This window comes from Tabrizicola sp. (assembly GCF_030373185.1).
In the GTDB taxonomy this organism is placed as follows: domain Bacteria; phylum Pseudomonadota; class Alphaproteobacteria; order Rhodobacterales; family Rhodobacteraceae; genus Tabrizicola.
This window is the reverse complement of sequence record NZ_JAUCZH010000003.1, coordinates 287,513-312,832: the sequence shown is the minus strand read 5'-3', so window position 1 is coordinate 312,832 and position 25,320 is coordinate 287,513. Positions and strand designations below refer to the sequence as shown.

Genomic DNA, 25,320 nt, shown 5'->3' with positions numbered 1-25,320 from the left:
CTCAGGCCCGTCCCTTCAGCATCTTGAACGCATCCCCAAAGGCTTCCAGCGCATTGGCGGGGATCAGGATCGTCTGCTTGCCCTGCCCCATGGCCACGGCCTGCAACGCCTCCACCTGCTTCAGCGCCACCTGAAACTGCGCCGCCTCCAGCCCGTTCTCCTTGATCGCCACGGCGATGACGCCGGTTGCATAGGCTTCGGCGTCCGCTGTCACGCGGCGGGCCTTGGCGGCCTGTTCGGCGGCGTAAAGATCGGCGTCGGCACCAAGTTCGACCGACCGCTTCTTGCCCTCGGCTTCCATCACCTGGGCGCGGCGGGCGCGTTCGGCATTCAGCTGTTGCAGCATCGCGGCGCGGGTCTGTTCGTCAAGGTTGACGTCAAGGATTTCCGCCCGGGTGACCTCGACCCCCCAATCGTCGACCATGGCCGTCACCTGTTCGCGCACCCGTTCAATCAGTTGGGCGCGGTTGGACTGCACCTGATCCAGCTCCAGCTTGCCAATCTCGCTGCGCACGATCCCGGCAACCGTGGTGGCAATCGCGCCATCAACATCGCGGATGCGGTAGACAGTCTTTTCCGGTTCCGTAACCCGGTAGAAAACGCTGGTTTCAACCTTCACCAGCACGTTGTCGGCGGTGATGGCATCCTGGCTGGCGGTGGGAAGCTGGCGTTCAAGGACCGAAACCTTGTGGGCGATACGGTCAAGGAATGGCACAAGAAAATTGATCCCCGGTCCAAGCACCACACGCAGGCGGCCAAAGCGTTCGACCACATGCTTTTCGCTTTGGGGAACGATGCGAACCCCAAGAAAGATGCAGATGATGACAAATGCCGCAATCGCAAGGAATACTGCGTTGCCGCCCAGAATTTCGTTCATGGTTTTCAATACCCCCTGAAATCCGGGCCAATTCCGGCCCCGCGCGCAGTCTCGCTGCAACTTTCGCCTTGCGCAAGTCCCGGAAAACCCGCCCTGCGCTTGGCTTCTTTCCCCCGTCGCCGGAAACGGCTAGGGTCAGGCCGACTTACAAGACACGGAGTTCATGATGACCCAGCGCCTGCATCTCGTCTTTGGCGGCGAATTGGTGGACCCACAGACCAACGTTTTCCGCGATGTCTCGAAGATCCACATCGTCGGGATGTTTCCGAACTATGAGACCGCGTTTCAGTCGTGGAAGGCCGAAGCGCAGCGCACGGTCGACAATGCCCACATGCGGTACTTCATCGCCCACATTCACCGGCTGAGGGACGAAGGCAAGTCCGGCTCCCCGACCGAGGAACTTGGCGTCTGATCCATGGCCGCTTCGCTTGGCCTGAAGCTCTACAACCTTGGGAACCGGCGCGAAGCGGGAAAGGGCTCGCTTCGTCCGCAGCGTCCTTCGGGCGGGCTGGCCTGGCTGCATGCGCCATCAGAAGATCAGGTAAGCCCGATGCTTGCGCTGGCGCGTCGCCTGATCGAGGAAGACGGCATCGCGGTTGTGATGACCTGCCCGCTGGAACTGCCGGGACGAGACGGGATGATCCACCAGCCGCCGCCAACGGATACCCCGACCGAGACGCGGGCGTTTCTTGACCATTGGCGGCCCGAGATCGTGATCTTCTCCGGGGGCGAATTGCGACCCGCCCTTCTGCACGAGGCAGCGGAACGGCGAATCCCGATGCTGCTTGTCAATGGCCGGACGCCAAACTTCCTGCGCGAACGCGATGGTTGGTATCCCGGCCTGATGCGGTCAGCCTTGTCACGTCTGGCAAGGATCTTCACGGTGGATGAAGCGGCGGCTCGTCAATTCCGCAAGGCGGGGGCGGCTTTGTCGGCAGTCGCCGTGACCGGACGAATGGAAGACGAAAGCGCCGCTCTTGCCTGCCTCGAGGCTGAACGCGCCGCTCTTGCCCGGCTGCTGGCAGCGCGGCCGGTGTGGTTTGCCGCAGGTCTGCCCGTGAACGAAGAAGCGGCCATCCTGCAAGCGCACCGGACCGCGATGCAGCATTCGCATAGGCTGCTGCTGATCCTGATGCCCGAAGACCCGGCGCAGGCCGGGCCACTTGCCCGACGGCTTGAAAGCGACGGCGACTGGGTGGTCGCCCAGCGCATGCGCGAAGAAGAGCCGGATGCCGAAGTGGAGATCTTCGTCGTCGACAGTCCGGCGGAATATGGGCTTTGGTATCGGCTTGCGCCGGTGACCTACCTTGGCGGCAGCCTTTCCGGCAACGGACCAACCCGCAACCCGATGGAGGCGGCCGCGCTGGGGTCCGCGATCCTGCACGGCCCGCGCACCGGTCGCCATGGGCCGATCTTCGATCGACTTGGGGCAGCGCGGGCGACGCGGGCTGTTGCCTCGGGCCGTGAACTGGGCGAAGCGCTTGGGGATCTGCTGGCCCCGGACCGTGCGGCCCGGCTCGCGCAGTCGGCCTGGGCTGTAGCAAGTGAAGGTGCCGAGGTTACGGAGCGGTTGCTGGCAGAGGTCCGCACCCTGATGGATGGTGGATCATGACGCGGGCGCCGCGCTTCTGGTTCACACCACCAGACAGGCCGAGCCTTGCTGCACGTCTGCTGGCCCCGCTTGGCTGGGTTTACGCCGCAGCCACGGCGCGGCGCTTGCGCCAACCCGGTTATACCGCGCGCGTGCCGGTGATCTGCGTCGGCAATCTGGTGGCAGGCGGCGCGGGCAAGACCCCCACGACCCTGGCCCTGACCGAGCGGCTATTGGCGCGTGGCCATGCGGTGCATATCGTCAGTCGGGGCTTTGGCGGCAGCCTTTCCGGCCCGCTGCGGGTGGATGCCACCCTCCACACGGCAGCGGAGGTCGGGGATGAACCGCTGCTGCTGTCGGCCTTCAGTCCGGTGTGGGTGGCCAAGGACCGGGCGGCAGGCGTTCAGGCAGCCGAGGCCGCGGGCGCGCAGGTGATCCTGCTGGACGATGGGTTCCAGAACCCGGCGGTCAAGCCATCACTGGCGCTGGTCGTCGTCGATGCCGCGCGCGGCTTTGGCAATGGGCGCTGTATCCCCGCCGGCCCCTTGCGCGAACCGGTGGCGGTGGGTTTGGCTCGGGCCGATCTGGTGCTTGCCATCGGCGGGGCGGATGCACAGGCGCGGTTTGTGGCGGTCTGGGGACCGGCCGTCACCGTGCCACTGGTGACGGGGGAACTGCATCCCCTGCAAACCGGGATGGACTGGCAAGGCCAGCGCGTTCTGGCCTTTGCCGGAATTGCCGACCCCGAACGCTTCTTCACCGCCCTGCGCGGGCTTGGCGCTACGGTCCTTCGGGGTGAGGCGCTGGCCGATCACGCCCCGCTGTCCGAGACCCTGCTGAAACGGCTGGAGGCAGAGGCGGCAGCTTCAGCCGCGCAACTGGTAACCACAGAAAAGGACGCTGCCCGCTTGCCGATGCAGTGGCGGATGCGGGTGCTGACGCTGGTGGTGCGGCTTCAGGTCAAGGACTGGAAGCCGCTGGACGCCGCCCTTGCAAGGCTGGGGCTTTAGGCAAAGTTCACTTCCCCAGCACCTCATCCTGATGCTGGCCAAGCCGGGGGGCCGGGCGGTCCAGCGCCAGATCGGCAGCTGAAAACCGCATCGGGCTGCGCACCCCCGGCAGGCCTTCGGGGGCAATCTGCATTCCGCGCGCAATCACCTGCGGATCGGCAAATACCTCGGCCATGTCGTTGATCGGCCCGGCGGGAACGCCTTCCGCCTCGCAGGCGGCCAGAAGGTCGGCCTTGGCCCAGCGCCTTGTCGCCGCGGTGATCCGGTCGGTCATCGCGGCGCGGTTTGCCACGCGGTCGGCGTTGGTCAGATAGGCCGGATCGTTGGCCATATCCTCAAGCCCGAGGATCCGGCACAGCCGCTGATACTGCCCATCATTGCCGGTCGCCAGAATCAGCCAGCCATCGGCGCAATCAAACACCGCATAGGGCGCAAGGTTCGGGTGGGCGTTGCCCATCAAGCCAGGCGCCTTGCCCGAGGCCAGATAATTCATCGCCTGATTGGCCATGACCGATGTCGCCACATCCAGAAGCGCCATGTCGATCTGCTGGCCTTCACCCGTCCGGCCGCGCTGCACCAGCGCCGCAAGGATCGCCGTCGCCGCATAGACCCCGGTGAAGACGTCGGTAACGGCAACGCCCACCTTCTGTGGCTGGCCGTCTGCGGGGCCGGTCACGCTCATCATCCCGGACATGCCCTGAATGATGAAATCATAGCCCGCGCGGTGGGCATAGGGGCCGTCCTGCCCAAAGCCGGTGATCGAACAATAGATCAACCGGGGGTTCACCTTGCGCAATGCGGGCCAGTCCAGCCCGTATTTCGCCAGCCCACCGACCTTGAAGTTCTCGATCACCACATCGGCGTCCGCCACCAGACGGCGGACAGTTTCCTGCCCCTCCGGCGTGCGGAAGTCACAGGTGATCGACCGCTTTCCGCGGTTCGTCGCGTGGAAATAGGCGGCCGTCCTTTCGCCCCCCGCTTCAATGAAGGGCGGACCCCAGCGGCGGGTGTCATCTCCCTCTGGCGCCTCGACCTTGATCACATCCGCACCAAGGTCTGCCAAGGTTTGTCCGGCCCACGGGCCTGCAAGAATCCGCGCCAGTTCGATGACGCGGATACCCTCAAGCGGCGCTGTCATCTTACCCGGCCAGTTCGGCGTCAATGATCGCCTTCAGATCGGCATAGGTCATGTTGGAATGTTTGGACCCGTTGACGAAGATCGTCGGCGTTCCCTGCACCCCGTCGGCCTCCATGTTGACCTGGAACCGGGCAATCAACGCCTCCGCCTGCGCCTGATCGTTCAGGCAGGCATCAATCGCCGCGCCGTCCAACCCTGCCGTGATGCCGATGGTCTTGAGGCTTTGCACCACCTGCATCGGATCTTGCGACCCGGCCCATTCGGCCTGCTTGGCAAACAGCATGTCGCTGATCCCGAAATAGCGCAGGTCACCGCCACACCGCGCCACCATCGCTGCCCAAAGTCCGTAACGGTCGAAATACACTTCGCGCAGGGTGAAGTGAACCTTGCCGGTGTCGATGTAGTCACGCTTCAAGTCCTTGAAGACATTGGCATGGAAGGTCGCACAATGCGGGCAGGTGTAGCTTGCGTACTCGACGATCTTCACCGGCGCATCGGGCGACCCAAGCGAGAAATCACCCGGCTCGGTCACGGCGGTGCCAGCTTCCTGCGCGAAGGCGGGCGAAGCGGCCATCGCGGCGGCAAGGGCGATCATCGCACGGCGGTTCAGTTTCAGCATCTATTGGCGTCCTTTGTCATGCGGATAGTCAGGATCGGGGGCGAGTTAAGATGTTTTGCGCCAGCACTTCAAGCGCAGCGCGCAAGGTAGGGTCGCCAACCCCTTCCGCCACCTTGGCGGCCTGAGCCACTGTAAGCGGGTCGGGTTGCGGCGCTGGCTTTGGCGCGGCGGGTGCAAAGTCGGCCTGACCTTCGGCAAATCCGGTGGCTGCGGTCTGGGTCAGGTGGATATGGGACACGGCGGCGTAGCCATAGACCGCGTTCACCCGATCCTTGAGGTGCGGCAACGCCATCTGCACCATCGGTGCTTCGGCCGCCTTGACCAGAAGCGTCAGCGTCGCCCCCATGCCGCCCTTGCCGTAGCCGATCTTCACAGGCCGGGTCTTGCGGGCCAGATCTTCGCCTGCAACCTCGGCCCAGTGGGTCAGCAGCCGGGCGACGGCAAAACCGCGCGCCTCGCCGGCCGCGCGGATCGGGGCCTTGACCAGCCCGAAGGCAGGCTCAAACCCCCGCTGGCGGCGGTCTGCACTTGGGTTTGGCAGGGGCTTGCGGGCCATGGCGTCCTTCTTGTCTTGAGCGCAGTTTATAGCACCCGCGCCGCCCCGCCAGTGCTGGCGACACGGATCAGGCATAAAGATTGCGTTACGCAGGGGTGAACGTCCCGCCTGACACTGCAACCTCTGGCCCCGGCGAAAGGTGCCGCTATGTTGCAGGCATAACCCTGCGAGGCCACTGGTGACCGATAGCCTGAGCGATACCTTGCTGCGCTGGTATGACCGGCACGCGCGCACGATGCCGTGGCGCACCTCGCCTGCGGACCGGGCGGCGGGCGTACAGCCGGATCCTTACCGGGTCTGGCTGTCCGAGGTGATGTTGCAGCAAACCACTGTGGCCGCCGTGAAGGATTACTTCCACCGCTTCACCGCGCGCTGGCCGGATGTGGCGGCGCTTGCAAGCGCAGCAGACGCCGAGGTGATGGGGGAATGGGCGGGTCTTGGCTATTACGCCCGCGCCCGCAACCTGTTGAAATGCGCCCGCGCGGTGGCGGCGGATCATGGCGGCCAGTTTCCCAAGACCCGCGCCGGGCTGCTGACCTTGCCCGGCATCGGACCCTATACCGCAAGCGCCATTGCTGCGATTGCCTTTGACGAAGCGGCAACCGTGGTCGATGGCAATGTCGAGCGGGTGATGTCGCGGCTTTACCGGGTGGAAACGGCCCTGCCCGCCGCCAAACCGGAGCTGACCGCGTTGGCCGGTCAGTTGACCCCCGCCCAGCGCCCCGGAGACTATGCTCAGGCCGTGATGGACCTTGGTGCCACGATCTGCACCCCCCGCAACCCGGCCTGCGGCATCTGCCCGTGGAACGACGCCTGCCTTGCCCGCGCCGAAGGCATGCAGGCGGATCTGCCGCGCAAATCCCCGAAAGTGGCAAAGCCGGTGCGGCGGGGCGTCCTTTGGCTGGGCCATCAGGATGGCGGCTGGCTGGTTGAACGGCGGCCCGAGCGTGGCCTTCTGGGTGGGATGCTGGGCTTTCCCGGAGACGGCTGGGACGGGGCCGGAGGGCCAGCCCCGGCCGAGGCCGACTGGCAGGATGTGGGCGAGGTGCGCCACACCTTTACCCACTTCCACCTCATTCTAAGCATCAGGCTGGCCAGGATCTGCACCGAACCCTTGCGCGGGGAATGGGCGTCGCGCACAGTCTTTCGTCCGGCAGACCTGCCGACCGTCATGCGCAAGGCCTTTGACCTTGCCCGCGACAGCGTGGATGGTTGAGCGCGCAAGCGAAGTTGCGCATATTGCCGGGGTAAAGTCTTACAGGTTCCCATGCCCGCCACCCCCTTTCAGAAAATCGGTTTCGCGCAGTCGCTGCCGTTCTGGCTGACACTCGCCATGGTGCCTTTGGCCGTCCTTGGGGCCACGAAGGGCGGCTGGTATACGGCCATTGTCCCGGCCTGGTCGGTTCTGGTTTATTCCTCGCTGGATGCGCTGACCGGGCGGAACGACCGCAACGCCGATACCGAGACCCCGGACGGCATGCTGTTTTGGTACCGCCTGCTGACCCTTGTCTGGTTCCCGATCCAGATGGCGATCCTGTTCGGCACGATCTGGTATGCCACCCGCGCTGACCACCTTTCCGGGCTTGAACTGGCGGTGTTGTTTTTCGGGACCGGCATCATCACCGGCACGGTCGGCATCAATTACAGCCATGAGCTGATGCACCAGAAAAACCGGGTGGAAAGGTGGCTGGCTGACCTATTGCTGGCTTCGGTCCTCTATTCGCATTTCCGGTCGGAACATCTGCGGGTGCATCACCTTCATGTCGGCACCAGCCGTGATCCGGTGACCGCACGATATAATGAGGGCTTTCACCGCTTTTTCCCGCGTGTCCTCTGGTCTTGCCCGCAATCGGCTTGGAAAGCCGAGGTTGCCATGCTCGCCCGGCGCGGCCTGCCGTGGTGGCACCGGTCCAATCCGTTCTGGCGCTATGCCATCCTGCAATCCGGGATGCTTGCGCTGGCCCTTGCGTTGGGGGGGTGGCTGGGACTGGGGCTGTTCCTTTATCAGGCCGCCGTTGCGATCTGGCAGCTTGAGGCGGTCAATTACGTTGAACACTATGGCCTGACGCGCCGGCACCTGGGGGACGGGAAATATGAACATGTCCACCCGCATCACAGCTGGAACGGGTCGCAAACGGCATCAAACTGGCTTTTGATCAACCTTCAGCGCCATTCCGACCATCACTACAAGCCCGACCGGCGCTTTCCCCTGCTTCAGACCTATGCGCCGGACGAAGCGCCGCAACTGCCGCTGGGCTATCCGCTGATGGTCTTCATTGCCATGAACCCGCCGGTCTGGCGGCGGGTGATGAACCCGCGCGTACGGGCCTGGCGCAAGTTCCATTATCCCGACATCACCGACTGGCACCCCTATAACAAGGGGCTGAACCTGCCCCCGCGGGGCAGTTGAGGCGTCAGCACACCACCTCGATCAATCTTGGTCCTTTCTGCGCCATTGCCTCGGCAAAGGCCGCGATGAAGCCGGCCATATCGGCCACCCGCACCGCATCAACCCCATGCCCACGCGCCAGCGCCACCCAGTCCAGCGTCGGCTGTTCGACATCGAACATGCGGGCAATGTTGCGGCCAACATCGCGGACCCCTACGGCCGCGAGTTCATCGCGCAGGATCTGATAGCCCCGGTTGGCGAAGATCACGACGGTCACGTCCAGCCCTTCGCGCGCCATGGTCCACAGCGATTGCAGCGTGTACATCCCCGACCCGTCACCTTCCAGCACCACGACCTTGCGGTCCGGGCAGGCCACCGCAGCGCCCACCGCGTTCGGCAGGCCAAAGCCGATGGAGCCCCCGGTTATCGTCAGCACATCATGCCCGCGCGCCCGTTTCAGGCCGGGGGCAAGGTGATAGCTGGCCGAGATCCCCTCATCCACGACCACCGCATTCTCCGGCATCAGGGTCGCGACCGCCTCGCCCACCTTGGCCACGGTCAATGCGCCTTCGGGCAAGGCGGGCAGATCGAGGGGAACGAAATCGCCTTCGTCCAGTTCCGACTCTCCCAGTTCCGCCGCAAGGGCGCGCAGGGTCCACTCGATGTCCATCTCGCGGGTGCAAAGATCAATCAGCCGCGTGTCAGGATCATCGGGGGTCGAGGGCTTGCCGGGATAGGCAAAGAACCCCGCAGGCCGCGTCGTGCCGCACAGGACAAGCGCCGGGGCGCCTTGCAGAAGCGTCAGGTTGTCCTCGATCCGGTAAGCCATGCGTTCGATCTTCACCGCCCCCGCGCCACGCCGAAAGCGCGCGGCAAAGAAGGGCTGCATCAGCCGCGCCCCAGCCGCCTTGGTCATCCGTCTGGCCAGAAGCCCAAGGTCGGACCACAGCACCGGCCCATCGACCAGAAAAACGGCACCGGGCAAGCGCAGCGCGCGGGCGGCTGCCGCAATCTCGGCGTCCGAGGGGCGCTGCAAGGGTGGCGGGGGCGGGGCGGTCGCATGGCCTTCAGCCGCGTCCCAGGCCATGTTGGCCGGCAGGATCAGCGTGGCAATCTGGCCATTCTTCGCCCTAGCCGCCTGCACCGCATCGGCCCCGTCGCTTGCCACCCGCCCCGGTTCGGAACAGACCCGGGTCCAGTGCGAAACCGACTGGCTGATCCCGACCGTATCCCCCTTCAAGGGCGCCTCGAAGCGCAGGTGATAATCGGCGTGGTCGCCCATGATATTGACCACCCCGCTTTGCGCCTTGCGGGCGTTGTGCAGGTTGGCGAAGGCGTTGCCGAAGCCGGGGGCCAGATGCAGAAGCGTGGCCGCGAGCTCACCGCTCATGCGGAAGTAGCCGTCCGCCGCGCCCGACACGCCACCTTCGAACAGGCTGAGGATGCAGCGCATGTCAGGGTGGCGGTCCAGTGCTGCCACGAAATGCATCTCGGACGTGCCGGGATTGGCGAAACAGACCCGCACGCCGCTTGCAAGCAGGGTTTTGACCAGAGTTTCCGCACCATTCATTCGTGTTCTTCCTTTTCTGCGACCAGCGCCTGAGACTTGGCCTTGCGGTCCGCCTTGCCTTCCGTCTTGCGGCGCGTGCGCGCCTCGCGTCGGGCAGCACGCAGCTTTTGATAGCCATGCAAGGCAGGCAGGCTAAGCCAGTATCCGACGAAAGCTGCCACCAGACCGGGGCCGAGCCCGCCCACGAGATAGGGCAGAAAGACCCTCTGAAAGAACCTCTCCAGCCGCTCCCAGCGGAATTCGTCAGTGTTGAAGATGGCGCGGACATTGCGGAAGATCTCATCCCCGGCCTGCCCGAAGGTGGTCATGATCTGGGTGATAGGCACCGCATCGGCCCTTGTGCCAAGGAGGCTGTGGCCAAGGTCCAGCGACAGAAGCGCAATGAAGGGAAAGGTCAGCGGATTGCCCGCCGCCGTGCCGATCAGGGCAGCAATCACATTGCCGCGCACCATCCATGCCAGAAAGACCGCAAGAAAGAAATGCAGCCCGAACAGCGGCGTGAAAGACGCAAGGATGCCGCAGGCCACACCTCGGGCAATCCGGTGCGGCGCATCGGGAATTCGGGTCACCCGGTGACGCATGTAGGAAAAGGCGCGCCGCCAGCCACCCTGCGGAAGCAGCGCCGCCCGCAGCCTTTGCGACAGGCCCAACTTCTTGCGACGCCGAAAGACCATCTCTTCTCCGGTTCAAGGAACGTCATGGATAGGAAACATCCTGCCCCGGATCAACAAGAGGCGGGGCGTATTGGGGGTGAAAGCCTTGGTGATGCAGTTCCGGCACATGACCCGCGCCCTGCCGCAGCAGGCCAGCAGATGATCGGCAGGAAAAGGGCGGCAGCCGGATCAGAACGGGACGTGTCAGCCAGAACAACGCAGATCGGGCCAGCCATCCCGCTGTACCACGATTGCGGGCTTGACCGCGTGGCTTCGAATTCCTCCCAATCTTCGTCGAAAGGTCATATTCTTGCCTTTCTGGAAACGCTCTCATGCCAGCTTAGACATGCGGCAGCGTCGGAGTATGGTTCATGACCCTTGAGGCGGGAATTGCTCGGCTTGAGATCGACTTTCAGAATATCCTCGGCCAGTTGCCAGTGCGGCGACTGACCCCGATGGCTCTGGCGCCCCGCGCATGACCGGCTGGTTCGCAACCTCAACTCTTGGCCCTGGCTTCTGGGTCGCGATCCTTGCGGTGGCGCTATTGCTGCCGGTCGCCATCTACCGTGCGATGCGGCTTCGGGTTTACCCGAGCGCTTTCGCCGACGTCCACTTGCACTGGCGGGGGATTGCGATCTCGGCAGCAGTGGTATTGGCGATGGGTGTCCTGTTCTGGGAGCGCCCGCTTACCAACGACGTCGCCTGGTATCTGGTTGCCACCCGCGATTGGCTGGGTGGCGCGGCGCTCTATGAGGTCATCATGGAGATCAATCCACCCTTGAACTTTTACTTCACGGCACCTGCCATAGTGGTCGCCGATCTTTTCGGTCTCAGTGACCCGAATGGGCAATATGCTGTTATCTGGGTAGTGCTATTTCTTTGCCTGATCTGGTGCGCCTGTATCATCCGGGCAGAGTTCGGACTGTCACCTTTGCGCCAGTCGCTTCTGCTTGTTGCGATCGCCACCGCCATCATCGTGCCTTCGTTGGACAGCATCGGTCAGCGTGAATATCTTCTCGTGGTGTTGATGATGCCATGGCTGCTAAGGCAGATCCCGGAGCGGGTCGCAGCGCCACGGCAGGAAATTGCAGCGGCCGCGATTGCCGCGCTGGGGGTTTGCCTCAAGCCCCATTTTGTGCTGTTTCCACTTGCCCTGACGGTAGCCCGATCGATCAAGAGCCGGTCGCTCCGACCGATCCTGTCCACTGCGAACCTGACGTTTCTGGTAATCGGATTGGCATATGTCGGCTTTGTCGCGATTGCGCATCCTGCCTATCTGTCGGAAATCGTCCCGATCGCACGGATGGTCTATGGTGCCTATGACGCTGACCTGCCCACAGTACTGGGCATCGCTCTTCATGAGACCATCTTCCTGCTGTTGCCCGTGCTGATCGCACTGATGAATCGCAAGGGCCGCATCGAACCAACCCCGTTCGCGACCCTCTCGCTGGCCGGTCTGCTGACGTATGTGCTGCAAACCAAGGGTTTCGACTATCACATGATCCCGTTCCTGTCCTTCGGCCTCATGGGCTGTTTCTGGATCTTGTTGAACAGCAAACAACTGGGACCGCTTGCTGCTGCCGCCGCTGTGGCGGCCGCCGGGGTCATGGGTCTGTCGATCAGCCAAGGCTTTCATCGCAACTACTCGGTCGATCAAATCTCACGAGTGGGCGAGAGTCTGGGCGGATTCAAAAGCCTCATGGTATTGACGCCACACATTTTTGCTGGCCCCCCGGTCGCGCTTGAAACCGGTGCCAAATGGATCAGCCGCTATCCGGCAAACTGGCTTGTCCCCGGCGCTCTCAACCGCCTTGCGCGCACTGACTGCACGAAAGAAGCTGCGACCTGCGCAACACTCCGTGCGATCGCCGACCGTAACCGGTCGGAAAACATTGCCGACATGATCGCCTTCGAACCTGAGCTTCTGATCATTGATCGCGACTCTGAGTACTTTGATGAACCAAGGTTCGACTGGCTTGGATTCATGTCGGAAGATCCTGCTTGGGCTGGGGTTTTCGAAGACTATCAGGAATTCGGCTCAAGCAAGCGATACATCTACTTTCTGCGAAACCCCTGATCCGGGTAGGCAGATCGAAAAAACCCCGCCGTGATGTCACGGCGGGGCAGTTGTCCCCGGGGCGGTCCCGGGGACAGGCGTGATCAATTCCGTGGGGTCAGTGGGCGCGGCTGTTGTCAGCCTCCATCTCGGCGCGGATCTGCTGGCGCAGAATGTCGATCGGCACCATCTTGCCGTCACGCTTGAAGTGCCAGTAGGTCCACCCGTTGCAGCTTGGCGCACCTTCCAGAGCGGCGCCGACCTGATGGATCGAGCCCTTCACATCATTGCCAATCAGCGTGCCATCGGCGCGGACCTTGGCCTTGTAGCGGTTGCCAAGGCTGAACAGTTCCTCACCCGGGCGCAGCATGCCGCGTTCGACGACCTGACCGAAGGGAACGCGGGGTTCGGCACGTTTCGACCCGGTGATTTCCAGCGCGCTGGCATCAAAGCGGCGCACACGGTCGATCCGGGCGGTGGCGGCGCGGCGGTAAGCCTCTTCGCGTTCGATCCCGATGAAATCACGGCCCAGCATCTTGGCCACGGCCCCCGTGGTGCCGGTGCCGAAGAACGGGTCCAGCACCACATCGCCGGCATTTGTCGTCGCCACCATGATCCGGTGCAGCAGGCTTTCCGGCTTTTGCGTCGGGTGCGCCTTGTCGCCGTTTTCGTCCTTCAGACGCTCATGCCCGGTGCAGATCGGCAGCACCCAGTCCGAACGCATCTGGATACCGTCGTTCAAGGCCTTCAGCGCCTCGTAGTTGAAGGTGTATTTCGACGATTCATCCCGGCTGGCCCAGATCAGCGTTTCATGCGCGTTGGTCAGCCGCTTGCCCTTGAAGTTCGGCATCGGGTTCGATTTGCGCCAGACGACGTCGTTCAAAAGCCAGAAGCCCTGATCCTGCAACACCGACCCAAGCCGGAAGATGTTGTGATAGCTGCCGATCACCCAGATCGCCCCATTCGGCTTCAGCAGGCGCTTCGCCGCTGCCAGCCAGTCGCGGGTAAAGCTGTCATAGGCCGCGAAGCTGGAAAACTGGTCCCAGTGGTCATCCACCGCGTCAACCTTGGAATTGTCGGGACGATGCAGATCACCCCGAAGCTGAAGGTTGTAGGGAGGGTCAGCGAAAATCAGGTCAACGCTGCCCGCCGGAAGGCTGTTCATCACCTCGACGCAGTCGCCTGCCATGATCTGATTGAGCGGCAGCGTTGCCGCCACCGGAGCCGTTTTCGTCGCCATATTCTGCCTCTGCGTCGGCATCGTTTGTGTGCCGATCTTGTGCCAAAGCATGAGTCACTGGCGATTCGCCGTCAAATTCTTTTTTGAATCAGTAGGTTATAGAATTCTCTTGATACAATATGTTGTGGACGGGCTTGAACGAACGCCTATGCCAAGGGGTTACGCCTAGATTTTGCAGCGCCGCCAGATGCGCCTTTGTCGGGTATCCGGCATTGACCTCCCAGCCATAGCCGGGGTGCTGTTGCGCCAAATCCACCATGATCCGGTCGCGTGTCACCTTCGCCACGATCGAGGCCGCCGCAATGGACAGGCATCTCGCGTCGCCCTTGACGATGGCGGTCGCCGCGCAGGCAAGGCCGCGTGGGATCAGGTTGCCGTCGATCAGTGCGTGATCTGCCCGAAGCCCGGCCACCGCCCGTTCCATCGCCAGATGGCTGGCGCGCAGGATATTCAGAGTATCGATTTCCTCGACACTGGCGTGGGCGATGCTCACCTTGGCCATGGCGGTGATCTCGGCGCACAGTATTTCCCGCCGTGCGGCAGTCAGGGCCTTTGAATCGCGCAGGCCTTCGGGAATACGGTGGGGGTCCAGACGAACGGCGCAGGCGGTTACCGGCCCGGCAAGTGGCCCGCGGCCCACCTCATCGACGCCAACGACAAAGCTGGCGCCTGCGGCGAGGGCAGAGGTCTCGAAGCTGAAATCGGGGATGATCCTGACCATGAGACCGGGTTAACCCGGAATGAAGAGTTGAAAAAGGGGGACGGAAGCTGCTCACCCTTCCGTCCCCCGGAATGAGCGGGGCTCAAGGGCTTCCCCGCCCAAGCCTGGGCCACCTCGGCGGCTCAAGAATCCTAGCGCCCGTAAAGACGGAAGCCCGCGTCTCGCAGACATTGCGCCGAATAAACCCGGTCATCGCGGCCAAAGATGCGCGCATTGCTGGCGCAGCCGCGCGGCAGGCGATGATTGAAGCCTTCGCGGCGCAGACAACTTTCCGAATACAGGCTGACCGAGCGCTGCGCCCCATCGATCGAGATGGCGCAAACCGCTGGCACACGCTTTTGCTTGACCGGTTCAGGCTTCAGCGGAACCGCTTTCGGCTTGTCCTTGAGTTCGTGGATAATCGTGCCGACGACCAGCGCTGCGATCACGGCCTTGGCCAGATCGTCCTTTTTGTCGGCCTTGGCGGGCATAGCCGCCCCAAGGACCAGCGCCAGCACCAGCGCTCCGCCGGTGAGGGCCGCTGCAAAGCTGCGTCCCGAAGTGCCGCTTTCGGCGATTCCGCGGGATGCGATACGGACTGATGTGCTCTTGTATCCGGTGGACATGGCTGCCTCCTGCAAGGTTGGTCCTGACTACCCGCTGCATTGTTGCCTGCGGTGCCGATAGCCAACCTTGCTCCCCGGTTCTGGACGTAAGCAATAACGCCACCCCGTTAGGCCATAACCGCGCCCCGCCGATGCCTTGCTATCGGATAACATCCCCGGGAAAACCGCCTTGATATTGAATATCATACTGCCCGCGCGCATTCTTCTGTGGTAATCGAGCAGCCTCCCATCCGGAGACGGACAATGAAAAGAATTCTTGCCACCACCGCGCTTTCCCTGATGCTGGCCGGGCCGGCCGCTGCGGAATGCTATGCGGACTACAAGGCCAAGCGTGACGAACCACTCAAGCTGCATTACGGTGTGGCGCAGGTGTCGGACGCGAACTGTTCCGCAGGTGCTGCCGAAAGCGAATTGTCGCCAAGGCTGGCGGCCGATGGCTGGACGTTGCTGAACGTTCTGTCCACATTCGGCCCCGAAGGCCTTGAAGAAAGGAAAGCGAGTGCCGGAGCCTATTTCCTCCGTTACTGAAAGCCTCAAGGCCGGCAACCGCGTGGTTGCCTTCGGTATCGCCGCTATCGTCCTGATCCTCTTGGGCGCGGCCTTGTTCCTGTTCCTGAACCTGCCTGACGCCAACGCTTTCAACGCCAAGGTCGAACGGATTTTCGTAGAGAACGACAATCTGAACACCGGGGCCGAGATCAAGCTGCTGGAAATTCTTGCCCAGTCAGGCACTTCATTCTCTGAGGTGCTGACAAGCTATCGTTCCGTGATCTTCGTGCTTCTCATCTTTTCCACCGCCCTCCTGATCGCGACGCTGGTGTTTCTGGTGACCATCATCGCCTTGAACCGTCGCATCTCGGCCATCCAGCGGTCAGGTATTCAGGTGGCCAGCCTGATGATCAGCCGCGAGGCGCGGGCGGTCTATATCAACGATCTGGAGTTCGCCCTGACCGAAGCGGCGCTGGAAACGCTTTCCGTCCTTGCCGAAGCGCGAATGGACGATGAAGTGTTGACCGGCGCGCAGATCGAAGCCGTGATCTCTGGCCGCAACGAGGCCGATTGCGACGAGGCCGCCGGTGCCACCCGCGTCAAGCGCCTGCGCGACACATTGGGCAACCAGCTGGTGTCGGAACTTCTGGTCAAGACCATTGCCCGGCGCGGCTATGTGCTGGCCGTGGGCAAAGACACGATCCGGATGATATGAAACGCAGAATGCCCGGACCTTGCGGCCCGGGCATTCTGTTGTGGTGGTGAGCCGGACAGGATTCGAACCTGTGACCCGCTGATTAAAAGTCAGCTGCTCTACCAACTGAGCTACCGGCCCCACGAGGCGCGTGATTAGGCAAGCCCGCCCCGGGGGTCAAGGGCAAAAACGTGCAGCTCTGGCAAAACCGGTCGGCTGGGCGTATATGCCGCTTCATGAAGGACAGCGCAGCGCCAATCGGCCTGCCGTTCATGAAAATGCACGGCGCAGGCAATGACTTCGTGGTAATCGACTCGCGCGGGGGCGGGGCGGTTATGACGGCTGGGCTGGCGCGCGCCCTTGGTGACCGGAACCGCGGCGTGGGCTTTGACCAGCTGGCCGAAATTACCGACGCCGAAGGGGCCGATTTCGGGCTGGTGTTCTGGAACAGCGACGGCACGCAGGCAGGCGCTTGCGGCAATGCCACCCGCTGCGTGGCGGATTATGTGATGCAGGGTCTGGCGGCGGATCGGGTCAGCCTGACCACCGCGCGCGGGGGTCTGCGGGCCGAGCGGCTTGCCGATGGCCGGGTGGCGGTGAACATGGGGCAGCCGCAGCTTGACTGGCAGTCGATCCCGCTGGCGGAGGCGGTGGATACCCTGCATCTGCCGCTGCCGGGCGATCCGGTGGCCGTGGGCATGGGCAACCCCCATTGCGTGCATTTCGTGCCGGACGCCGAGGCCATGGACCTTGCGACCCTCGGCCCCCGAATCGAGAATGACCCGCTGTTTCCGCAGCGCACCAATGTTGAATTTGCCTCGCTGATATCGCCCTGCCGCCTGCGCATGCGGGTCTGGGAACGTGGCACCGGCATCACGCTTGCCTGCGGGTCGGGTGCCTGCGCTACCGCTGTCGCTGCCCACCTGCGCGGGATGATCGGCACCCGCGTCGCGATCGAGGTTGATGGCGGGCTCCTGGAGGTGGACTGGCGCGATGATGGCGTCTGGCTGACCGGCCCCGTTGCGCGGGTCTTCGACGGGGTTCTGTCGCCCGACTATGTCGCGGCGCACAGATGAACGCCCCGGTTTTTGCCACGCTTGGCTGCCGTCTGAATGCTTATGAGACGGAGGCGATGAAAGAACTGGCCGCCGCCGCTGGCCTTTCGGATGCGGTGATCGTGAACACCTGCGCCGTGACCGCCGAGGCGGTCAGGAAGGCCAAGCAGGAAATCCGCCGCCTGTCGCGCGAAAACCCCGGGTCGGCGATCATCGTGACAGGCTGCGCCGCGCAGACCGAGCCCGAAACCTTTGCCGCCATGCCCGAAGTGGCCCGCGTCGTGGGTAACCACGAAAAGATGCAGGCCGAAACCTGGGCTGGCATTGCCACACCAGACCTGATCGGCGTGACCGAACGGGTGCAGGTGGATGACATCATGTCGGTCCGGGAAACCGCGGGCCACCTGATCGACGGATTCGGGCGGCACCGGGCCTATGTGCAGATCCAGAATGGCTGCGACCATCGCTGCACCTTCTGCATCATCCCCTACGGGCGGGGCAATTCGCGGTCTGTCCCCGCCGGGGTCGTGATCGAACAGATCCAGCGCCTTGCCGACCGTGGCTTCAACGAGGTGGTGCTGACCGGGGTGGACCTTACCTCATGGGGGGCCGACCTGCCTGCCACCCCGCGCCTTGGCGACCTTGTGCGCCGCATCCTGAAGCTGACGTCGATCCCGCGCCTGCGGATCAGTTCCATCGACAGCATCGAAGCGGACCCGGCCTTGATGGAGGCGATAGCGAACGAGCCACGCCTGATGCCGCACCTGCACCTGTCCTTGCAGGCCGGGGATGACCTCATTCTGAAACGGATGAAACGCCGCCATCTGCGCGATGATGCCATCCGTTTTTGCGAGGACGCCCGCCGTTTGCGGCCCGACATGGTGTTCGGGGCCGACATCATAGCTGGCTTTCCGACCGAAACCGAGGCGATGTTCCAGCAGTCGCTGCAACTGGTGCAGGATTGCGGCCTGACCTTCCTGCATGTCTTCCCCTATTCGCCGCGCAAGGGAACCCCCGCCGCCCGGATGCCTCAGGTTCGCGGACCAGAGATCAAGGATCGCGCGGCACGATTGCGCGCCGTTGGTGATGCCGCCCTGCAGGCACATCTGGCGTCCCAGGTCGGGCGGGTGCATCGCGTCTTGACCGAAGGCCCCAGGGTCGGTCGGACCGAAGGATTCGTCGAGGTTGCCTTTGGCACCGATCAGCCCGAAGGGACCATTCTGGAGGTCACCATCCTTGGTCAGGGCGGCGCGCAGCTGTTGGTCTGACCGCGCGCCCTTCCTGATGACGACAATCAATGATCGCCGCCTTCCAATGCCCTAGCCTGATTCGACGGATCCGCAAATCAGGGAGCATTCATGATGCAGTTGAGCAAGGTTCTGACGTCCGTCCTGCTTGCAAGCTCATTATCAGCCGTTTCGGCTGCGGCGCAGCAAGCCGATATTGGCGCACAGCTTTACACTGACTATTGTTCGGCCTGCCACGGGGCGGCAGGTCTTGGGGATGGCGACATGGCCGATGTGGTGAACATTCCGTCACCCAATCTGACGCTGCTGGCCCGCAACAATGACGGCGTGTTCCCGATGCTGGAGGTGTTGCAGATCATTGATGGGCGAACCGGGGTGCGGGCGCATGGTGGGGCCATGCCAGTCTGGGGCCGGGTGTTTTCGGACCAGATCGGTGATTCCGCCGGCCCCTATGGCGGCGTACTGGAAGTGCGCGGCCGGCTGCTTTCTCTTGCAACCTATATTCAATCGATCCAGCAATGATCAAAGCGCCCGCAGGACCGCAATCTTGCGGGCGTCACCTGCCCCGGATTGTATCACCAGCCTGAAGTGTCGGAAACAGTTCCACTTTCTCGCCCGGCATCGCCTTGCCGGCGATGATTTCAGCGGCCTTCTTCCCGATTTCCAACCGGCAGGCATCCATCGTAGCAAGCTTCCGGGGCAGGCCGTCCAACAACTCTACCCCGTTGAACCCTGCAAGGCCAATCCGACCGGGGACGTCAAGACCTTGGGCAAGGCACCAAAGCAGGCCACCGGCACCGATCATATCATTGGAATAATACAGAAAATCGACATCAGGGGACCGGGCGAGGACGGCGGCGGTCATCTCGCGCCCCTTAAGAAGTGCTGACCCGCCAGAATAGAATTCCCGGTCAACCAGCGTCAGCCCGGCTTTGCCCAACGCCTCTTCAAACCCCTGGAGCCGCTTTCGCGCCCGGTGGTCATTGGGCATTTGCGTGCCAAGAAACGCAATGCGGCGGTAGCCGGCTGTGATTATCGCCTCGGCCATCTGGCGGCCTGCGCGGCGATGAGAGATGCCGACCGCGTGGTCGATCGGATCACCGTCGATATCCATGATCTCGACAATCGGGATCCCGGCGCGGCCCAACATTGCGCGCGCAGCTTCGGTGTGTTCCAGCCCGGCGATGATCATCCCCGAGGGCCGCCAAGACAGCATTTCATAGATGACCGATTCTTCGCGGTCGGGCAGGTAATTCGTGACACCGACAACCGGTTGCAGGCCGGTGCCGTCAAGAACCGACGAGATACCGGTCATGACTTCGGGGAAAACCATGTTCGAGAGTGACGGGATCACGACGCCCACAAGGTTGACGCGTTGTGACGCGAGGGCTCCAGCGATCTTGTTTGGGACGTAGCCCAGCGTCCGGGCCGCCTCCAACACCTTTTCACGGGTCGGGGCGGCAACATCGCCCCGATTGCGCAGGACGCGAGAGACCGTCATTTCCGAGACGCCCGAGGCTTCGGAGACATCGCGAAGAGTCAGGGTGTGGCGCGGGTCAGGGATCGGTTTGGTCAATGGACAGTTCCGGCGCGGTCTGGGAATACCCTTTGTTAGCGCCAAAGGTCGTGCTTGTCCAAGGTGCATTCATCTGCTACTGTTACCGCTAACAGCCGCTGGGCGCTTGCCCGAAGCTGGCCATATCCTGCGTGTCCTCCAAGCTCTCAACCCGGACGCGACGGACCGGAGGGGGAGTAGTGGGCCAAAACTTGCTCCCCCTTTTCTTTTGTTCCTTGAGTTTCCGGCTGTTGCCATGCGACGCATTTCGACGCATTGAAGGGGCCAAGGTTCTTTTTGGGGCTCCGTAGCTCAGGGGATAGAGCGGCCGCCTCCTAAGCGGCAGGTCGATGGTTCGAATCCATCCGGGGTCACCAGCCTGATCTGGTGCGACATGATCCGAAAGCCTGAAGTTCAAGCGTTTCTGGATGCCTCGGGCCTTGCGCTGCGGGCGTCAACCACTGGTGCGGCAGCACAAGCGGCAGAGACAGTTATCGACCGCTGGGCTGTGGCAGGCGGTTCGGGCGTAGAGGCCGCGCGTTTGCCGGTGTGCGACTGGATTGCCCCTGCACTGAAGCTTGCGGCCGATGGACCGAGGTCGGGTCTGGCGGCTACCTTTGGGCGGATTGAAAGGCATCTGCGCTGGACCCGGCGTGGGTCGGCAGACATTAATGAACAAACGTTCTGGAACGGACACGCCAATGCCGTGATCCTTGGGCCGGGCGGGCTTGAGGCGCGCGATGACCTGTGGGTCGGCGTCACCGTGATGGCGCCCGGCGTGCAGTATGTGGACCACCACCACGCGCCAGAAGAGGTTTACCTGTCCCTGACCCCGGGCGAATGGTGGAATGCCGAAATGGACTGGTCCGACCCCGGCCCCACGGGCGCCATCTACAACCCGCCGGGCATTGCCCACGCCATGAGGTCCGGCGTGGGGCCATTTCTGGCGCTGTGGTTTCTGCCGCTTTAGAAGTCGAGGTTCTCCACGCTCAATGCGTTGGCCTGAATGAATTCCCGCCGCGGCTCCACAACATCACCCATCAGTTTCGAGAAGATGTCGTCAGCTTCGGCCAGATCATCGACCTTGACCTGCAACAACGTGCGCGCCTCGGGGTCGAGCGTGGTTTCCCAAAGCTGGCTGGGGTTCATTTCGCCCAAGCCCTTGTAGCGTTGCAGGGAAAGCCCCTTCTCGCCCTCGGCCAGAATGGATTTGAGCAGGTCGATAGGGCCATGGATCAGCTGTTCACGTTCCTTGCGGACAAGGCGGGCGGTGTCGCGGTAGATGTCGCGGGTCTGGGCTGCGGTTTGTGACAGCTTGCGCGCCTCGCCGGACCGCAGGACGGCACCATCAAGGGTGCGCAGTTCTTCCACGCCGCGCAGAACACGCGACAGGCGGATGCCGTGATCTTGCGTGATACGCCCGGTCCAGCCGCGTTCGTATTCGGCGGCCACAAGGTTCAGCCGCTTGGCCACCGTATCGGCAACCAGTTGCAGGTCGGCATCGGCGTTGCCCGGATCAAAAGCCCCGGCAAGCGCGGCCTGTTCAAGGATTGCGCGGGGGTAATGGGTCGGGAACGCATCCAGCACCCGGCGGAACTGCCGTGCACCTTCGATCACGCGGGCAAGGTCGTTCCCGGCAATCTCGGTGCCGTCGGCAAGGCGCAAGACCGCGCCTTCCAGGCCCATCTCGACAAGGTAATCTTCCAGCGCCGCCTGATCCTTCAGGTAGACCTCGGACTTGCCTCGCGCGACTTTGTAGAGTGGCGGCTGGGCGATGTAGAGATAGCCGCCTTCAATCAGTTGCGGCATCTGGCGGAAGAAGAAGGTCAGCAAAAGCGTGCGGATATGCGCGCCGTCCACGTCGGCATCCGTCATGATGACAACCTTGTGGTAGCGCAGTTTCTTGATGTCGAATTCATCCCGACCGATCCCGGTGCCAAGCGCGGTAATCAGCGTGCCGATCTCCTGGCTGCCCAGCATCCGGTCGAAACGGGCGCGTTCCACGTTCAGAATCTTGCCGCGCAGGGGCAGCACCGCCTGATTGGACCGGCTGCGGCCCTGTTTGGCGGACCCGCCCGCGCTGTCACCCTCGACAAGGAAGATTTCCGACTTTGCCGGGTCGCGCTCCTGACAATCAGCCAGCTTGCCGGGAAGGCTTGCCACGTCCAGCGCAGTCTTGCGGCGGGTCAGTTCACGCGCCTTGCGAGCGGCCTCGCGGGCCATCGCAGCTTCGATGATCTTGCCGACGATGGACCGGGCGTGGGCGGGGTTTTCCTCAAACCATTCCGCCAGCTTTTCGGCCACAAGGTTCTCAACCGCAGGGCGGACTTCGGACGATACCAGCTTGTCCTTGGTCTGGCTGGAAAATTTTGGATCCGGCACCTTCACAGACAGAACGCAGGTCAGACCTTCGCGCGCGTCATCGCCGGTGAAATCAATCTTTTCGCGCTTTGCGATGCCCGACGTCTGGGCGTAGTTGGTGATCGTCCGGGTCAAAGCGCCCCGGAAACCGGCCATATGGGTGCCGCCATCCCGCTGCGGAATGTTGTTTGTGAACGGAAGTACGGTTTCGTGGTAGCTGTCGTTCCACCACATCGCCACTTCAACGCCAATCCCGTTCCGCTCACCGATCATGTAGATCGGCTCTGGCATCACGCCGGACTTTGACCGGTCGATATATTTCACGAATTCGCGCACACCGCCTTCGTAGAACAGCTCCACCCGCTCCGGTTCCGCATGGCGTTCGTCTTCGATGATGATGCGGACGCCCGAGTTCAGGAAAGCCAGTTCCCGCAGCCGGTGTTCCAGCGTCTTGAAGCTGTAATCGAGATTGCTGAACGTTCCTTCGGGAATGTTCGTCTTGGCCGAGGCAAGGAAGCGCACTTCAGTCCCGCGCATCCCTGGCGCAGGGCCAACGGGGTGGACATGTTCTACGCATTCGCCATGTTCGAACCGGGCGCGATATTCGGTATCGTTGCGCCAGACGGTCAGCTCCAGCCATTCCGACAGGGCGTTCACCACGGAAACGCCAACACCGTGCAGACCGCCTGAGACCTTGTAGGCGTTGCCACCCTCATCCGTGTTGTTGAATTTCCCGCCCGCGTGCAGCTGGGTCATGATGACCTCGGCCGCCGACACGCCTTCTTCCTGATGAATGTCGACCGGGATACCACGACCATTGTCGCGCACCGAAACCGAGTCATCGGCGTGAATCTTCACTGTCACGGCGGTGGCGTGACCAGCCAGCGCTTCGTCGATCCCGTTATCCACGACCTCATAGACCATGTGATGCAGGCCAGAGCCGTCATCGGTATCGCCGATATACATGCCGGGGCGCTTGCGAACCGCCTCCAACCCTTTGAGAACCTTGATGGAATCAGCGCCGTATTCGGCCATGTTCTTGGGCTGGTCAGCCATGCGCGGGGAACCCTAATCGTTGCCCGCGATTTATAGCGGTTTGGGCCGGGAATGTCACCCCTTGGCCACAAGATTTGGTGGTCAGACGAAGGGAATGGCCAAGGCAACGCCGATGAGCAGGATACCCGAGACTATGTTCAGCCGCCGCATCGCCTCGGGACTGGAAAGCAGCCTGCGGGCGCGGTCAAGGAACCATGCAAGACCGAGGTTCCCAAGCATTGGAACAAGCGCCGAGATCAGCAGGATGACAGAAATATCCGGCACGGTTACGCGCGACAGGTCGAAGAAACCGGGCAAGACGCCCATGTAGAACAGGATCGCCTTCGGGTTGCCGATCACGGCGGCCACACCTACGCCGAATCCAGCCAAGGCCCCTGGCCGGGTCATCCGGCTGTCGCTGTCAAGCTTTTCGGTCGGCTTGCGGATCAGCAGCATGCCCATAAGCAGGAACACCGCAGCCGCAACCCAGCGCAGCAAAGACAGGAAGTCGCCATAAAGCGACAGGATCCAGGTCAGTCCGAAAATGGCCGTTAGCGGCCAGATCAGATCCCCAAGCGCGACGCCGATGGCCAGCGGCCATGCGCCCCGGAAACCAAAGGCAAGGGAACGCGCAGTCAGCGCCACCCAGACCGGCCCCGGAACCGCCCAGAGTGCGGCCATGCCCCAAGCGTAAAGTGCGAGCTGATATAAAGAAACGGTCATTCATATATTCCAGCGGATATTCATTCGACTGCACGGATGGCTGTCCCGGCTCCATCGTCCCGCACGGCAAGCCGCTGGCCACGTTGGCCGAGTGCGTCAAACAGGTCCAGATCGGTTCCGGTCATCAAGGCTTGCGCCCCAAGCGCGCAGATTTCGTCATAGAGGGCGGCGCGGCGGGCAGCGTCAAGGTGGGCAGCCACTTCATCCAGCAGCAGAATGGGCGCGCGACCAAGATCCTGTGCAAGGGCGCGAGCGTTTGCAAGGATCAGGCTGATGAGCAGCGCCTTCTGTTCACCGGTCGAACACTGGTCCGCCGCCACACCCTTGGCAGCGTAACGGGCGGCCAGATCGGCGCGGTGTGGGCCAACCAGCGTGCGCCCGGCGGCAATGTCACGGCGCCTGCCCTCGGCCAGCGCTGCGGCAAGGTTCTCGGGCTCGTCCGCGCCGTCGGGGCCGATAAGCGCAAGATCGGTCGAAGGAAAGGCGCTATCGGGATTAACGGCCTCGGCAATGCGGGCAAGTGCTGCGCGGCGGTTGGCGGTAATCTGTTGCCCGGCCTCGGCCATCTGCGTTTCCAGCGCGGCATACCAGTGCGGATCGGTCACCTGATCCCGGATCAACCGGTTGCGGTCGCGCATCGCCTTTTCGTATGTGAGCGATAGTTCAGCTTGATCCGGCGCGAAGGACAGCGTCATGCGATCAAGGAACCGGCGCCGGCCCTCGGCGGCCTCGATCCACAGCCGGTCCATGGCGGGAACCAGCCAGAGAATGCGCAGCACCCGGCCAAGGCTTGCCTGCGTAGCGGCCTTGCCGTCAATGCGAACCTGCCGGGACTCGCCCGGTTCCGCCCATGTCTCGATCTCATGCGCTGCCGACAAGCCCTGAACCGCAGCGGAAATCTTCCAGCCCAGCGCTTCAGGCCGCCGGGCAAGATCATCCGCAGCGGCCCGGCGCAAACCACGGCCGGGAGACAGCAGCGACACCGCCTCAAGCACATTGGTCTTTCCCGCACCATTCGGGCCAACCAAGGCAACAGGCCGGCCATCAAGCACAAGCCGCGCGGCCCGGTGGCTGCGGAAATGCGACAGGGCGAGGGTTTCGATCACCAGACCGCCCACAAGATTTCCCTTTCGGTT

General features: G+C 63.0%; 25 protein-coding genes and 2 tRNA genes. 13 read left to right on the top strand and 14 right to left on the bottom strand.

Going from position 1 to position 25,320, the window contains the following annotated elements; genetic code table 11:
• Position 1: 1 nt before the first annotated feature.
• On the bottom strand, positions 2 to 877 hold the full coding sequence (locus QUV21_RS08175; protein WP_300854137.1) for an SPFH domain-containing protein: 876 nt from the start codon (positions 875 to 877) through the stop codon (positions 2 to 4).
• Positions 878 to 1,043: 166 nt separating this feature from the next.
• Between QUV21_RS08175 and QUV21_RS08170 the strand changes: the two genes are divergently transcribed.
• Genes QUV21_RS08170 through lpxK form a run of 3 tightly spaced genes read left to right on the top strand, consistent with a single transcriptional unit; the run spans position 1,044 to position 3,478 of the window.
• A complete protein-coding gene (locus tag QUV21_RS08170; protein ID WP_300854136.1) occupies positions 1,044 to 1,289 on the top strand; it encodes a DUF4170 domain-containing protein in 246 nt (81 codons plus the stop codon).
• A gap of 3 nt (positions 1,290 to 1,292) precedes the next feature.
• Complete coding sequence (locus QUV21_RS08165; RefSeq protein WP_300854135.1) at positions 1,293 to 2,489, top strand: glycosyltransferase N-terminal domain-containing protein; 1,197 nt, start codon at positions 1,293 to 1,295, stop codon at positions 2,487 to 2,489.
• Positions 2,486 to 3,478 (top strand): tetraacyldisaccharide 4'-kinase, encoded by a 993-nt coding sequence (gene lpxK, locus QUV21_RS08160; protein ID WP_300854134.1) that lies wholly within the window; start codon positions 2,486 to 2,488, stop codon positions 3,476 to 3,478. Before QUV21_RS08165 ends, lpxK begins: the two co-directional genes overlap by 4 nt.
• A 7-nt stretch (positions 3,479 to 3,485) precedes the next feature.
• Here lpxK and QUV21_RS08155 read toward each other — a convergent pair whose 3' ends face one another.
• From QUV21_RS08155 to QUV21_RS08145, 3 genes are all read right to left on the bottom strand, one after another.
• On the bottom strand, positions 3,486 to 4,616 hold the full coding sequence (locus QUV21_RS08155) for a CaiB/BaiF CoA-transferase family protein (RefSeq protein WP_300854133.1): 1,131 nt from the start codon (positions 4,614 to 4,616) through the stop codon (positions 3,486 to 3,488).
• 1 nt (position 4,617) lies between these two features.
• Positions 4,618 to 5,190: a DsbA family protein gene (locus QUV21_RS08150; protein WP_300854174.1), complete on the bottom strand. Its 573-nt coding sequence runs from the start codon at positions 5,188 to 5,190 to the stop codon at positions 4,618 to 4,620.
• A gap of 73 nt (positions 5,191 to 5,263) precedes the next feature.
• Positions 5,264 to 5,791 carry a DciA family protein gene (locus tag QUV21_RS08145; protein ID WP_300854132.1) on the bottom strand — a complete coding sequence of 176 codons (528 nt, stop codon included), beginning with the start codon at positions 5,789 to 5,791 and terminating at the stop codon, positions 5,264 to 5,266.
• Positions 5,792 to 5,969: 178 nt separating this feature from the next.
• Here QUV21_RS08145 and mutY point away from each other — a divergent pair, with 178 nt between their 5' ends.
• Positions 5,970 to 7,007 (top strand): A/G-specific adenine glycosylase, encoded by a 1,038-nt coding sequence (gene mutY / locus QUV21_RS08140; RefSeq protein WP_300854131.1) that lies wholly within the window; start codon positions 5,970 to 5,972, stop codon positions 7,005 to 7,007.
• A 51-nt stretch (positions 7,008 to 7,058) separates the two neighbouring features.
• Positions 7,059 to 8,201 carry an alkane 1-monooxygenase gene (locus QUV21_RS08135; protein ID WP_300854130.1) on the top strand — a complete coding sequence of 381 codons (1,143 nt, stop codon included), beginning with the start codon at positions 7,059 to 7,061 and terminating at the stop codon, positions 8,199 to 8,201.
• 4 nt (positions 8,202 to 8,205) lie between these two features.
• Here QUV21_RS08135 and QUV21_RS08130 read toward each other — a convergent pair whose 3' ends face one another.
• Entirely contained in the window at positions 8,206 to 9,750 is a 1,545-nt protein-coding gene (locus tag QUV21_RS08130; protein ID WP_300854129.1) for an acetolactate synthase large subunit, read from the bottom strand.
• Positions 9,747 to 10,424, bottom strand: a complete 678-nt coding sequence (locus tag QUV21_RS08125; RefSeq protein WP_300854128.1) for a DUF2062 domain-containing protein — start codon at positions 10,422 to 10,424, stop codon at positions 9,747 to 9,749. Before QUV21_RS08125 ends, QUV21_RS08130 begins: the two co-directional genes overlap by 4 nt.
• A gap of 454 nt (positions 10,425 to 10,878) precedes the next feature.
• Between QUV21_RS08125 and QUV21_RS08120 the strand changes: the two genes are divergently transcribed.
• A complete protein-coding gene (locus QUV21_RS08120) occupies positions 10,879 to 12,480 on the top strand; it encodes a hypothetical protein (protein WP_300854127.1) in 1,602 nt (533 codons plus the stop codon).
• A 97-nt stretch (positions 12,481 to 12,577) separates the two neighbouring features.
• On the opposite strand, the gene QUV21_RS08115 is transcribed toward QUV21_RS08120, so the two are convergent.
• The 3 genes from QUV21_RS08115 to QUV21_RS08105 all read right to left on the bottom strand — a co-directional run bounded on the left by QUV21_RS08115 (position 12,578) and on the right by QUV21_RS08105 (position 15,025).
• Entirely contained in the window at positions 12,578 to 13,699 is a 1,122-nt protein-coding gene (locus tag QUV21_RS08115; protein WP_300854126.1) for a site-specific DNA-methyltransferase, read from the bottom strand.
• Between the two features lie 88 nt (positions 13,700 to 13,787).
• Positions 13,788 to 14,420 (bottom strand): ribonuclease HII, encoded by a 633-nt coding sequence (locus QUV21_RS08110; RefSeq protein WP_300854125.1) that lies wholly within the window; start codon positions 14,418 to 14,420, stop codon positions 13,788 to 13,790.
• Between the two features lie 131 nt (positions 14,421 to 14,551).
• Positions 14,552 to 15,025, bottom strand: coding sequence for a hypothetical protein (locus tag QUV21_RS08105; protein WP_300854124.1), 474 nt, complete (start codon positions 15,023 to 15,025; stop codon positions 14,552 to 14,554).
• A gap of 243 nt (positions 15,026 to 15,268) precedes the next feature.
• Here QUV21_RS08105 and QUV21_RS08100 point away from each other — a divergent pair, with 243 nt between their 5' ends.
• Both QUV21_RS08100 and QUV21_RS08095 read left to right on the top strand, forming a co-directional pair.
• A complete protein-coding gene (locus tag QUV21_RS08100) occupies positions 15,269 to 15,553 on the top strand; it encodes a hypothetical protein (RefSeq protein ID WP_300854123.1) in 285 nt (94 codons plus the stop codon).
• Complete coding sequence (locus QUV21_RS08095; RefSeq protein ID WP_300854122.1) at positions 15,525 to 16,229, top strand: hypothetical protein; 705 nt, start codon at positions 15,525 to 15,527, stop codon at positions 16,227 to 16,229. The genes QUV21_RS08100 and QUV21_RS08095 overlap by 29 nt, the downstream gene beginning before the upstream one ends.
• Before the next feature lie 44 nt (positions 16,230 to 16,273).
• On the opposite strand, the gene QUV21_RS08090 is transcribed toward QUV21_RS08095, so the two are convergent.
• Positions 16,274 to 16,349, bottom strand: a tRNA-Lys gene (locus QUV21_RS08090).
• 95 nt (positions 16,350 to 16,444) lie between these two features.
• On the opposite strand from QUV21_RS08090, the gene dapF reads away from it, so the two are divergent.
• From dapF to QUV21_RS08075, 3 genes are all read left to right on the top strand, one after another.
• Positions 16,445 to 17,284 (top strand): diaminopimelate epimerase, encoded by an 840-nt coding sequence (gene dapF / locus QUV21_RS08085; RefSeq protein ID WP_300854121.1) that lies wholly within the window; start codon positions 16,445 to 16,447, stop codon positions 17,282 to 17,284.
• On the top strand, positions 17,281 to 18,531 hold the full coding sequence (mtaB, locus tag QUV21_RS08080; RefSeq protein ID WP_300854120.1) for a tRNA (N(6)-L-threonylcarbamoyladenosine(37)-C(2))-methylthiotransferase MtaB: 1,251 nt from the start codon (positions 17,281 to 17,283) through the stop codon (positions 18,529 to 18,531). The genes dapF and mtaB overlap by 4 nt, the downstream gene beginning before the upstream one ends.
• Positions 18,532 to 18,621: 90 nt before the next feature.
• Positions 18,622 to 19,032, top strand: a complete 411-nt coding sequence (locus QUV21_RS08075) for a c-type cytochrome (protein ID WP_300854118.1) — start codon at positions 18,622 to 18,624, stop codon at positions 19,030 to 19,032.
• 34 nt (positions 19,033 to 19,066) lie between these two features.
• Here the strand turns inward: QUV21_RS08075 and QUV21_RS08070 are convergent, their stop codons facing one another.
• Positions 19,067 to 20,086, bottom strand: coding sequence for a LacI family DNA-binding transcriptional regulator (locus QUV21_RS08070; RefSeq protein ID WP_300854117.1), 1,020 nt, complete (start codon positions 20,084 to 20,086; stop codon positions 19,067 to 19,069).
• 280 nt (positions 20,087 to 20,366) lie between these two features.
• On the opposite strand from QUV21_RS08070, the gene QUV21_RS08065 reads away from it, so the two are divergent.
• Together QUV21_RS08065 and QUV21_RS08060 are read left to right on the top strand one after the other, a co-directional pair.
• Positions 20,367 to 20,442 (top strand) — tRNA-Arg (locus tag QUV21_RS08065).
• Positions 20,443 to 20,459: 17 nt separating this feature from the next.
• A complete protein-coding gene (locus QUV21_RS08060; protein WP_300854116.1) occupies positions 20,460 to 21,035 on the top strand; it encodes a dimethylsulfonioproprionate lyase family protein in 576 nt (191 codons plus the stop codon).
• On the opposite strand, the gene gyrB is transcribed toward QUV21_RS08060, so the two are convergent.
• The 3 genes from gyrB to recF form a co-directional block, all read right to left on the bottom strand.
• Positions 21,032 to 23,482, bottom strand: coding sequence for a DNA topoisomerase (ATP-hydrolyzing) subunit B (gene gyrB / locus QUV21_RS08055; RefSeq protein ID WP_300854115.1), 2,451 nt, complete (start codon positions 23,480 to 23,482; stop codon positions 21,032 to 21,034). The two genes, QUV21_RS08060 and gyrB, sit on opposite strands and share 4 nt — an antisense overlap.
• Before the next feature lie 81 nt (positions 23,483 to 23,563).
• On the bottom strand, positions 23,564 to 24,184 hold the full coding sequence (locus QUV21_RS08050) for a LysE family translocator (protein ID WP_300854114.1): 621 nt from the start codon (positions 24,182 to 24,184) through the stop codon (positions 23,564 to 23,566).
• 20 nt (positions 24,185 to 24,204) lie between these two features.
• Complete coding sequence (gene recF, locus QUV21_RS08045) at positions 24,205 to 25,302, bottom strand: DNA replication/repair protein RecF (RefSeq protein ID WP_300854113.1); 1,098 nt, start codon at positions 25,300 to 25,302, stop codon at positions 24,205 to 24,207.
• Positions 25,303 to 25,320 lie beyond the last annotated feature (18 nt).